11 protein-coding genes and 1 pseudogene are annotated in these 9251 nt (G+C 70.4%); 7 read left to right on the top strand and 5 right to left on the bottom strand.

Features of this window, described 5'->3' with window-relative positions; all coding sequences use genetic code 11:
* The 5 genes and pseudogenes from GX015_RS01305 to dapC form a co-directional block, all read left to right on the top strand.
* Positions 1-501 (top strand): annotated as a pseudogene (locus GX015_RS01305) (hypothetical protein); the annotation flags it as partial.
* A 72-nt stretch (positions 502-573) separates the two neighbouring features.
* Positions 574-1626: an N-acetyl-1-D-myo-inositol-2-amino-2-deoxy-alpha-D-glucopyranoside deacetylase gene (gene mshB, locus GX015_RS01300; protein ID WP_291342206.1), complete on the top strand. Its 1053-nt coding sequence runs from the start codon at positions 574-576 to the stop codon at positions 1624-1626.
* Positions 1623-2072: a hypothetical protein gene (locus GX015_RS01295; RefSeq protein ID WP_291342205.1), complete on the top strand. Its 450-nt coding sequence runs from the start codon at positions 1623-1625 to the stop codon at positions 2070-2072. Before mshB ends, GX015_RS01295 begins: the two co-directional genes overlap by 4 nt.
* 55 nt (positions 2073-2127) lie before the next feature.
* Positions 2128-2451: a ferredoxin gene (gene fdxA, locus GX015_RS01290; protein ID WP_120983078.1), complete on the top strand. Its 324-nt coding sequence runs from the start codon at positions 2128-2130 to the stop codon at positions 2449-2451.
* A gap of 6 nt (positions 2452-2457) precedes the next feature.
* On the top strand, positions 2458-3714 hold the full coding sequence (gene dapC, locus GX015_RS01285) for a succinyldiaminopimelate transaminase (RefSeq protein WP_291342202.1): 1257 nt from the start codon (positions 2458-2460) through the stop codon (positions 3712-3714).
* Positions 3715-4159: 445 nt separating this feature from the next.
* Here dapC and GX015_RS01280 read toward each other — a convergent pair whose 3' ends face one another.
* The 4 genes from GX015_RS01280 to GX015_RS01265 form a co-directional block, all read right to left on the bottom strand.
* Positions 4160-5320, bottom strand: coding sequence for a hypothetical protein (locus GX015_RS01280; RefSeq protein WP_291342201.1), 1161 nt, complete (start codon positions 5318-5320; stop codon positions 4160-4162).
* 186 nt (positions 5321-5506) lie between these two features.
* Positions 5507-5986 (bottom strand): hypothetical protein, encoded by a 480-nt coding sequence (locus GX015_RS01275; RefSeq protein WP_120983075.1) that lies wholly within the window; start codon positions 5984-5986, stop codon positions 5507-5509.
* 3 nt (positions 5987-5989) lie between these two features.
* Positions 5990-6217, bottom strand: a complete 228-nt coding sequence (locus tag GX015_RS01270; protein ID WP_120983074.1) for a helix-turn-helix transcriptional regulator — start codon at positions 6215-6217, stop codon at positions 5990-5992.
* Positions 6218-6381: 164 nt separating this feature from the next.
* On the bottom strand, positions 6382-6666 hold the full coding sequence (locus tag GX015_RS01265; RefSeq protein ID WP_162986140.1) for a hypothetical protein: 285 nt from the start codon (positions 6664-6666) through the stop codon (positions 6382-6384).
* Positions 6667-6696: 30 nt separating this feature from the next.
* Between GX015_RS01265 and GX015_RS01260 the strand changes: the two genes are divergently transcribed.
* Positions 6697-7848, top strand: a complete 1152-nt coding sequence (locus GX015_RS01260) for a pseudouridine synthase (RefSeq protein WP_291342196.1) — start codon at positions 6697-6699, stop codon at positions 7846-7848.
* Between the two features lie 93 nt (positions 7849-7941).
* A complete protein-coding gene (locus GX015_RS01255) occupies positions 7942-9024 on the top strand; it encodes a cutinase family protein (RefSeq protein WP_291342194.1) in 1083 nt (360 codons plus the stop codon).
* On the opposite strand, the gene GX015_RS01250 is transcribed toward GX015_RS01255, so the two are convergent.
* A partial coding sequence (locus GX015_RS01250; protein WP_291342192.1) for a DapH/DapD/GlmU-related protein occupies positions 9021-9251 on the bottom strand: 231 nt, incomplete at its 5' end. The genes GX015_RS01255 and GX015_RS01250 overlap by 4 nt on opposite strands.

Here is a 9251-nt window from a genome sequence, read left to right as displayed (position 1 = left end):
GGCTCCCGGTCCGGGCCCACGACCGGCGCGGGAGGCGGAGCGGCCGACGCGACTCCCGTGGCGCCGTCCGACGTCGCCCGCGGATCCAACCTCACCGGGCTGTGCGATCCCGGCATCGACGCGATGCTCGACGACGCCGTGGACTCCGACGAAGCCGACGGTGCCGGGGGACTGGGCGCCGGCGTGGTGGCCCCGGCCGGCGCCGTCCCCGCACGGATCAGGGAAGCAGTCGACGCCGAGGCCATCGAGCTGGGCATCGTCGTCGACCGGATCCTCACCGTCGTGGGCCCCGGCGTCGAGCTTCCCATCGCAGACGAGGCCGTCACCGACCCCGCGAGCTGGCCCGCCGGACCGTTCATCGGGCCGCTGATGACGCTGCCCGATTGGCGGCGAGTACCCTCGGCCACGACATCCGAGGTCGCGGACCCCGACGGCGACGACCCCGACGGCGACGACCCTGACGGAGGGGACGCCGAAGCGGGTGACGGCGGGACGTCGTAAAGCGACGGCCGCCGCACCGCCCACCGGACCCGCCACGAACCCGCCGACCACCGAGCACACGGAGGAGCCGACATGCCCATCCCCGCCGACCACGCCCGCGATCTGACCGGGATGCGCGTCGCGCTGGTGCATGCGCACCCCGACGACGAGGCGATCACCACCGGCGGCACCATCGCGCAGCTGGTGCGGCGCGGCGCCGACGTCACGGTGGTCACGTGCACGCTCGGCGAGCTCGGCGAGGTCATCGGCGAGCCGTACCAGGGGCTCGTCGGCGGCGATTCCGACCAGCTCGGGGGCTTCCGCGTCCACGAGCTCCACGCCGCGCTGGCCGCGCTGGGCTGCAACGGGCCGGGCCATGCGCCCGTGCACCTCGGCGGTGCCGGCCGGTGGCGCGATTCCGGCATGGTCGGCGACCCCGGCAACGACGCGGAGCGGGCGTTCATCCGCTCCGGCGACGAGGCGCTGGGCCAGCTCACCGAGGTGCTCGGGGCGCTGCGGCCGCACGTCGTGATCACCTACGACGCCGACGGCGGCTACGGCCACCCCGACCACATCCGCGCCCACGAACTCACCGTCGCGGCGTGCGACCGGTTGTGCGCGGCGGCACGCGACTCGGGCGAAGGCACCGGCTCCGGCGACGCCGCGCTGTGGGCGACCATGTGGACCGTCACCGACGACGACGCGCTGCGCGACGGCCTCGACGCCATCGCCGTGGTGCCCGACGCGTGGACGCGGGCCGACTTCGACGACCTTCCTTCGGTCGCCTCCGATTTCGCGGTTTCGCTTTCCGACGCCGACCTCGCCGCCAAGACGGCCTCCCTCCGGGCGCACGCCACGCAGGTGTGGGTCGGGGACGGCGGCGTGAGCATGGTCAATCCGCGCGCCGCCACCGGTGCCGTCGATGCGTCGGGTGACGCGCGGGGCGTGTGGGCGCTGTCGAACCTCATCTGCCAGCCGATCACGCCCGCCGAGCATTACCGGCTGGGCACCGCCGGAGCAGACCTCGCCGCCGTGTTCGCGGGGGAGAAGACGTGGGACGAGCTGCGGCGGGACTCTGCCGCTGCATCCACCGCGCCCGCAGCCTCCGCCGGCGCGCCCGCCGACACCGAAGGAGCGTCGCGATGAACGAGAAGGCCGAGGGCGGGGACGTGGCCGTCGAAAAGCACTGGGGCGACCCGGACCGCAGCCAGGTCCGCGAGGACATCGACCGAGGGGAAATGATCACCGGCATCGCCTGGCTGTCCGTCGCGGCGCTGGTGTCGCTGGTGCTCGAGGTCGCGTACCTGGGCACGCGCATCGACGTCGGCGGGCTGTCGATCCCGCTGCCGTGGACGATCATCGCGGCGTACGTATTTAATCTCATAATCACTCGGACGGCGATGCTGTGGACCAAGAGCCGTAACATCGCCATGGTGCCCATGTGGACGTGGATCGCCGGATACGTCTTTCTGTGGATCTGGACCGGGCTGCCGTTCGGCGGTGACCAGGTCCTCGGCGAAACCATCCGCACCATCGCCCTGCTCGTCGCCGGTATCGTCGGGGGCGGTTGGCCGCTCCGGCACCCCAAGTGACACAATGGGCTGGTTACAACCAGCCCCGCATTCGTGAAAGGCCGTTTTCCAAGCCATGACCTACGTGATCGCCCAGCCCTGCGTCGACGTGATGGACCGCGCCTGCGTGGAGGAATGCCCCGTCGACTGCATCTACGAGGGCAAGCGGATGCTGTACATCCACCCCGACGAGTGCGTCGACTGCGGCGCCTGCGAGCCGGTCTGCCCCGTCGAGGCCATCTTCTACGAGGATGACGTGCCCGACGAGTGGGTCGAGTACACCGACGCCAACGTCGACTGGTTCGACGAGCTCGGGTCGCCGGGCGGTGCCGCGAAGCTCGGGCCGCAGGACTTCGACGTGAAGTTCATCGCCGAGCTGCCGCCGCAGGCCGAGGACTAGAAGCGCATGACCCTGCCCCCGCATTACCGGCAGCGGACCACGCCCGCCGAGCGGCTGCCCGCGTTCCCGTGGGATTCGCTGGCGGACGCGAAGGCGAAGGCGGCGGCGCACGAGGACGGGTTGATCGACCTGTCCATCGGCACGCCCGTCGACGACGTCTTCGATTCGGCGCGCGACGGTCTGGCGGCGGCGTCGGCGGAGCCCGGGTACCCGCAGACCGCGGGGACGCCGGAGCTGCGGGCGGCGATCGCGGGGGCGATGGAGCGCCGCCATGGGGTGGCGGGCCTGTCGGCCGACCGCGGCGTGCTGCCGGTGGTGGGCACGAAGGAGGCCATCGCGTGGCTGCCGTTCCTGCTCGGCGCGGGCGAGGGGCACACCGTGGTGATCCCGGAGCTGTCCTACCCGACGTACGAGGTCGGCGCGCGGATGGCGGGGGCGAACGTGGTGCGCGCGGATTCGTTGACGCAGCTGGGCCCGTCGCGGCCGACGCTGATGTACGTCAATTCGCCGGGCAACCCGTCGGGCCGCGTGCTCGGCGTCGACCACCTGCGCAAGGTGGTCGATTGGGCGCGGGAGCGCGGCGTGATCGTCGTGTCCGACGAGTGCTATCTGGGCTTGGACTGGGAGCTCGAGGCCCCGTCGATCCTCGATCCGCGCGTGTGCGGCGGTGATTTCACGGGCCTGTTGGCGGTGCATTCGCTGTCGAAGATCGCGAACATGGCGTCCTACCGCGCCGGTTGGATCTGCGGCGACGAGTCGCTGGTCCAGGACTTGCTCGCGTTGCGGCGCCACGCCGGCTTGATGGTCCCGGGGCCGATCCAGTCGGCCATGGTCGCCTCGCTTGACGACGACCACGCCGCCTCCGTCCAGCGTGGCCGCTACGGGCGCCGCCGCGCGGTGCTGCGGGAGGCCGTGGAGCGCGCCGGTTTCCGCGTCGACGACTCCGACGGCGGCCTCTACCTGTGGGCGACCCGTGATGGGGCCGCTGCAGACCAGGGGCCCGCCACCGGTTCCGCTGCTGGCAATGGGCCCGCCACCGGTTCCGTGGCTGACCCAGGGGCCGTCGCCGCTTCCGCTGCTGGCCAGGGGCCCGCCACCGATTCCGCCGAAACGTGCCGCGACCTGGTCGATTGGTTCGCCGAACGCGGCATCCTGGTCGCGCCCGGCGAGTTCTACGGGCCGAAGGGAGTGCGGCACGTCCGCATTGGCCTGACGGCGTCGGATGAGGCGATCGACGTCGCCGCCGGCCGCCTCCGCGCCTAGCTGTACCCGGCCGTACCCGGCCAGGAGGTTCTCACTTCGGGCCGACGGCCATCAGCTGGCCCGTCGACTTCCTCCGCGCTTCCCCTCGCTCCTCATCACCCCCATGATCGCGCCCGTCTGATGCTCGGCCGGCAAAACTCTCGTGGGGCTGCCGAAAAGTGCGGATCGGCCGTCGTAAAGCGATCCCATGCGCAACATCAGCAACGGGCAGTGGTAATTGCGGGTTTCCTGCGTTCCGGTGTCGTTTGCGCTGCATTATTGCTCGGCGTGTCGCGATTGGGGCGGCGTGTCGTGCAGCGGAGACGACAGGTGAGTGCGGAGTTTCCACTACAGGCGCAGCGATCGACGTCGGGCTGTCCGGAGCCACGGCAATCGGCGTTGGCGATGGCAGCTGGTCGGCGGCGATCGGAAGAGAAAGCCCCGCTCGTGACGTGTGGCCGCTGACTCAGCGGCCGTTGAAATGCCGGGTCACATGCTCGGGGAGCTTTTCGTGGCGCAGGTACGTCTCGCCCGTGAACTGCGCGCCGGCCGTGCGAAGAAGAGCTCGCCGGCGAGCGACCCGCTCCGCGATCAGGCGCCGGGCGGACCCGTCGACGAGCATCCGCCACGTGAGCTGCACGGCGTCGATCCCGAGGTTGGCGAGATCGCGCATGGCCATGTTCTCGCGCGTCGAAATGACGTCGCCATCTCCGTAGCGCCCGTCATACTTCATCCGGCCGTGGAATTCGATGACCATTTCGAGCGCCGGGATCCAGAAGTCGACGCGCCGCACGGGCCGACCATCCGGCGCGACGATCCATACCTGCTGCACGACGCCGGCAATGCCGAGGGTGTACAGGATCCACCGGGTCCACGATTCGGCGGCGCTCTCCGACAACTCGCTCGCCAACGCCATGATCGTGGCGGTACCGCGGGCGCCCTGCTTCCGGGCTTCGAGCATGCGATGAGCGAACTCGGCGAAGTCGCCACGAGAATGCCCGCGCCGAAGGGCGTCGTCGGCCGCGGCCAGCGCGTGCTCGGGATCGTGGGATTCCCGCAGGTCGTGGATGGTTCGGGCGGCCGTGGTGACTCGGATGCCGTCGACGACGGTGACGTCTGCTTCGGCGTCTCCGATCGGCCGCACCTCGTAACCCGCTCCACGTCGCCGTCTGCCGGCGCCGATCCGGCCGAGGTGCACGATCTCGCCGGTGTCGCGCTCCGGATCGTCGAGAATCTCCAGGCAGTGGATTCGCGCGGCGCTGATTCCGATGAGCACCAGTTCCGGATTGGCCAGGGCATGCGCCTCACAGCTGAGCCGCCTCCGCTCCGGCCAGGTGGCAGCCTCCCAGGTCGCGGTGAGAATCGCAGCGCACGCCGCTAGGCGGATTGCACGTCCGGAGGCGACCCACCTGGACAGGTTCGCGCGCCCGGTGGACCCGTGCGCCAGGATCAAACCGTTGGCCTCGATGCTCAATCCGGTGCGGAATTCCGCCGGCATCTCCGTGTCGTCGGTGCTGCTCGAGCCGATCTCAGGTGCCGCGATGATGATGGCGTTGGTTCCGGTCCTGGCCTCGTTCGTCGTCGTCGCAGTTGTCGTGGTCGCGTGCGTGTTTTCGTTGTCCCCCATGCCCCATAGGACGCGGGCGGGCGCGGATCGGTTCCGTCGGATTTGGCGCGGGTGTCCCCGTCGGTGAACGGCGGAGCGGTGCCGGCCTTCGCTTGACGACGAACCCCTCCCCACGCCATCGGGCGCGGAGAGGGGGAAGGGGTCGGGGACGGGCCGTCGTAAAGCGGAGTGCCGGCAGGGCCTCGATCAGTCGTCGCCGAACTCGGCGTCGAGGCGCTCGATGTCCTTGCGGCGGCCGCGCTTGGTGGACCACGCGCTGATCATGTAGCCGATGATTCCGCCGAAGACGCCGCCCGACACGAGCCCCGCGGCGGTCGCGGAGCTGGCATGCGGGTCGTTGTATTGCATTCCGCCGAGCCACAGGCCGAGGGCCACGATGGTGATGGCGATTTCGGCCGGCGTCGGCTTCAGCAGCTTCGGCCGGGGTGCCTTGCGCTTCATCCAGCCGGTGGCCGCCAGGACGGCGGCGAACATGGGCACGAGGACCATGATCGGCGCCAGGTTCTTGTCCGGCGGCACGATCCACGCCATGGCGGCCGCGACGAAAACGTAGCCGTAGCTGGCGATGTGATAGCCGATGGTGTTCGACCGGTGCATGAGGTTGGCCTGGTACTCGTCCTCGACGGTGGCGTCGTAGCGGGCGATGAGGGTGTCTCCGTAGCTCATTTTTCATCCTTCCTGTTCGTCGCCGAAGACCTGCTCGACGGTTTTGCCCAGTTCCGTGCAGATGGCCAGCGCCAGGTGCACGGAGGGGGAATAGTTGCCGCGTTCGATGTTGGCGATGGTCTGCCGCGACACCGAGACCCGTTCGGCGAGTTCGGCCTGCGACAGTTCGTTCCAGCGGCGGTATTTGCGGACCATGTTGGTCAGTTCCGGTGTTGCGCCGTTCTGCGTCATCGCCCACCTCCGTCCTTGTCGCCGCGCTCATCTTTCATGTCTCAGCGTAAAGAATACTTGTCATTATGGCAAGGGGTATGAACGGCGAAAGCCCGGGCGCCAAGGCCCGGGCTCGATGTCGCGTGCGGTCGTCGCCGCTTCGCGGTCGCTTTACGACGGTCGCATCAGCGGCCCGCCCGATTCCGCGCTCGGCGCTCGCGGATCATCGAGTTGACGGCCATGCCGATGAGCACGACGCCCACGACCACGCCGACCAGCCCGACGATCGCAGCCCACAACGGCCGCCCCTCGACGACGGTCGGCAGTCCGCCGAACACCACGATGAGCAGGACGCCGGCGACGATGCGCACGCTGTACGCCGTCGACGAGGCGGTGGCGGGATTTGCCTCGGACTGCGGGGTCTGCGGCGCGTGGCGTTCGGAGTGGTTCGCGGGGGTGGCGGCGTTCATGCCGTCAGGATACGGCAGGATGGCGGACGAATGATCGGCGAACGTCGGCACCGCCGCGCCTCCGCGGCGGCGCGGGCAGACGAGGAGCGTGTCTCGATGGGCAGGGCGGCGGGCAACCGCGACGACTGGTGGGGAGCCGATAAGGGAACCGGCAAGCGCTCCGGTGATGGATCCGGCGGGGGCGCTTCACCGGCCGGGGCGATGGACACCGCGCCCGGGACCGGAACCGCCGACCCCGCGGCCGGCCCCTCCTCCGACTCAGGCGACTCCGCCGCCGCCCACGCCGAACCGGAGATCCCGTTCGACCCGGTGGTCGTGGCCGAGGAGGCCGGGGCGCTGGTCGTCGACAAGCCTCCCTTCCTGCCGTCGACGCCCAACGGCCGCCTGGTGCGCAACACGGTGCTGCAGCGGCTGCGCGATCGGTTCGGGGAGCCGGATCTGACGTGCGTCCACCGGCTCGACCGGCTGACGTCGGGGCTGCTGCTCGTGTCGCGCGATCCCGCATCGCGCGGCACCTACCAGCGGCTCTTCCAGGATGGGCGGGTGCGCAAGACGTACGAGGCGCTCACCGTCGTCGCCGATGATTGGGAGCCCGGCGAGATCCGCGACGTCGTCGTCGAGCTGGCCAACGTCGACGGCGAGCGCGGCGTGCGCGTCCGAGATCCGTTGCTTGACGACGGACCCGCCCGCGCCGATTCGGCCGGCGCCAGTTCCGGCCACGCGAATTCCGGCCACGCCGATCCCCGCGTGCCCGCCGATGACGTGCCCGCCGAGCTGTGGCGCACGGCGACGACGCGCGTGACGTACGTGGGCACGGTCGCGGCGGACATCGGCGACGTGCTGCCCGGGGCGGCCCACGGGGCGACGTGCGCGTGCGGAACGTGCGGCACGCGGATGACGGTGGGCAAGTGGCGCCTCGAGCCGACGACGGGGCGCACCCACCAGCTCCGCGCGACGATGGCGCACCTCGGCTACCCGATCCTCGGCGACGACACCTACCCCGACGACCTCGGGCTCGACCTGGCCAACGTCACGCGGGTCCTGCGTTTGGTGGCCACCGAATTGCGTTACGACGACCCCCTCGACGGCTCGCCCCGACACTTCCGCTCGGCCCGCGACGTCGCCGATCCTCTGGCCGATCCTTTAGCGGGGCCCTCGCGGGTGGGGCGGCCGATCCATTGACCGGACCCCTCGCAGATGGGGCCGCGGATCGGCGATCGGCGCACGGGGGCTAGCCTTTCAACCATCGATGGTTTCTGTGCCGAGGAGATGCCAATGAAGAATAATCGTGCGCGCCGCGTCTCGACGGTGCTGGCCACGGCCGTCGTGGCCTTCACCACAATGGCCTCGGCACATGTCGCCAGCACCGGGACGGCGGCAGCTGCTGATCCGGTCGGCTCGGCGGCATTGCCTGATCCGGTCGGTTCGTCGGCATCGGGAGGAAACGCCGACGGCGCCGCGGACGGGACCGTGGACAGCCCCCTCATCCCGCCCGCGGCGTGGGACCGGGCCGAGAACGTCATCGGCCGGATCTCCGGCAAGGAGCTGGGCATCGCCGCGATGGACCGTCGCGAATGCACGCCGATCACGGCAATCCACGTCCCGGGCAGCGGCGAGACCAACGAGCAGCGCGACCCCGACGTCCCCCACGGCCGCGTCGTCGCCGGTCTGGGCCACGACCTCACCGCCGAGTTCGGCGACGACGTTCGCAATCTCTACCTGCCGTACGTGTCGGATGCGTTCCTGACCACGTCGTACGAGTCCTCCGCGGCCGCGGGCCTCGGCCGCTTCGCCGAACTCGTCGCCGCCGTCGACGCCGCCTGCCCGGGCACCGATTTCGTGTTCACCGGCTACTCGCAGGGCGCGGACATTCTCAACGCATGGGTCGCTGGCGGTGCGTCGTCGTTGCACCCCGATCGGGTCAAGGCGATGGCGCTGTTCGGCAACCCCCGCCGCGGCGCCGACGTCGCGGTCGCCCACGGCACCGCACCCGCCGATTCCGAGGGCATCTTCGGCCCGCACGAGGGATCGTGGGGAGAGTTCGCCGATCGCATCTTCGACTCGTGCAACACGGGCGATCTGTGGTGCGACTCGACCCCGGCGATGCGGCGCATAGGCCCGTCGATCATGTCGGCGTCGCTGAACCCCAAGGATGCCGCCGGCGCCCGCAATGCGGCCGCCGCGATCGTCGGGCCGGAGGGGATGGCCGATCCGGAAACCCGCACCGCCGTCGAAGCGTTGCTGAGGTTCCTGCTGTCGCAGTCCCACGACCACATCCAGTACGAGAACGAACTCGACGGCGCCCCCTCGGCCCGCGCCGAGGCCCGCCAATTCCTCGCGGAGAAGCTGGCCCGCTAGTTCTTGTGCAGCGCCTCGTTGAGCTTGACGCGCTCGGCGGCCCACGGCACGACCTCGACCTCGCCGGTCTGCGAATTGCGGCGGAACAGCATGTTGGAGCCGCCGGACAGTTCGGCGGCCTTGCGGTGCTTCCGCACGCCGTCGAGCAGCACCGTGCACTTGGTGCCCGCGGTGATGTACAGGCCGGCTTCGACGACGCAGTCGTCGCCAAGCGAAATGCCCACGCC

The organism is Corynebacterium sp. (genome assembly GCF_012837295.1).
In the GTDB taxonomy this organism is placed as follows: Bacteria; Actinomycetota; Actinomycetes; order Mycobacteriales; family Mycobacteriaceae; genus Corynebacterium.
This window is presented reverse-complemented; position numbering and strand designations above follow the sequence as displayed.

What these genes read in the sequence shown, in the direction of transcription:
- mshB (WP_291342206.1), top strand. Translation starts at nt 574, where the DNA reads ATGCCCATCCCCGCCGACCACGCCCGCGATCTGACCGGGATGCGCGTC.
- GX015_RS01295 (WP_291342205.1), top strand. Translation starts at nt 1,623, where the DNA reads ATGAACGAGAAGGCCGAGGGCGGGGACGTGGCCGTCGAAAAGCACTGG.
- fdxA (WP_120983078.1), top strand. Translation starts at nt 2,128, where the DNA reads ATGACCTACGTGATCGCCCAGCCCTGCGTCGACGTGATGGACCGCGCC.
- dapC (WP_291342202.1), top strand. Translation starts at nt 2,458, where the DNA reads ATGACCCTGCCCCCGCATTACCGGCAGCGGACCACGCCCGCCGAGCGG.
- GX015_RS01280 (WP_291342201.1), bottom strand. Translation starts at nt 5,320, where the DNA reads ATGGGGGACAACGAAAACACGCACGCGACCACGACAACTGCGACGACG.
- GX015_RS01275 (WP_120983075.1), bottom strand. Translation starts at nt 5,986, where the DNA reads ATGAGCTACGGAGACACCCTCATCGCCCGCTACGACGCCACCGTCGAG.
- GX015_RS01270 (WP_120983074.1), bottom strand. Translation starts at nt 6,217, where the DNA reads ATGACGCAGAACGGCGCAACACCGGAACTGACCAACATGGTCCGCAAA.
- GX015_RS01265 (WP_162986140.1), bottom strand. Translation starts at nt 6,666, where the DNA reads ATGAACGCCGCCACCCCCGCGAACCACTCCGAACGCCACGCGCCGCAG.
- GX015_RS01260 (WP_291342196.1), top strand. Translation starts at nt 6,697, where the DNA reads ATGATCGGCGAACGTCGGCACCGCCGCGCCTCCGCGGCGGCGCGGGCA.
- GX015_RS01255 (WP_291342194.1), top strand. Translation starts at nt 7,942, where the DNA reads ATGAAGAATAATCGTGCGCGCCGCGTCTCGACGGTGCTGGCCACGGCC.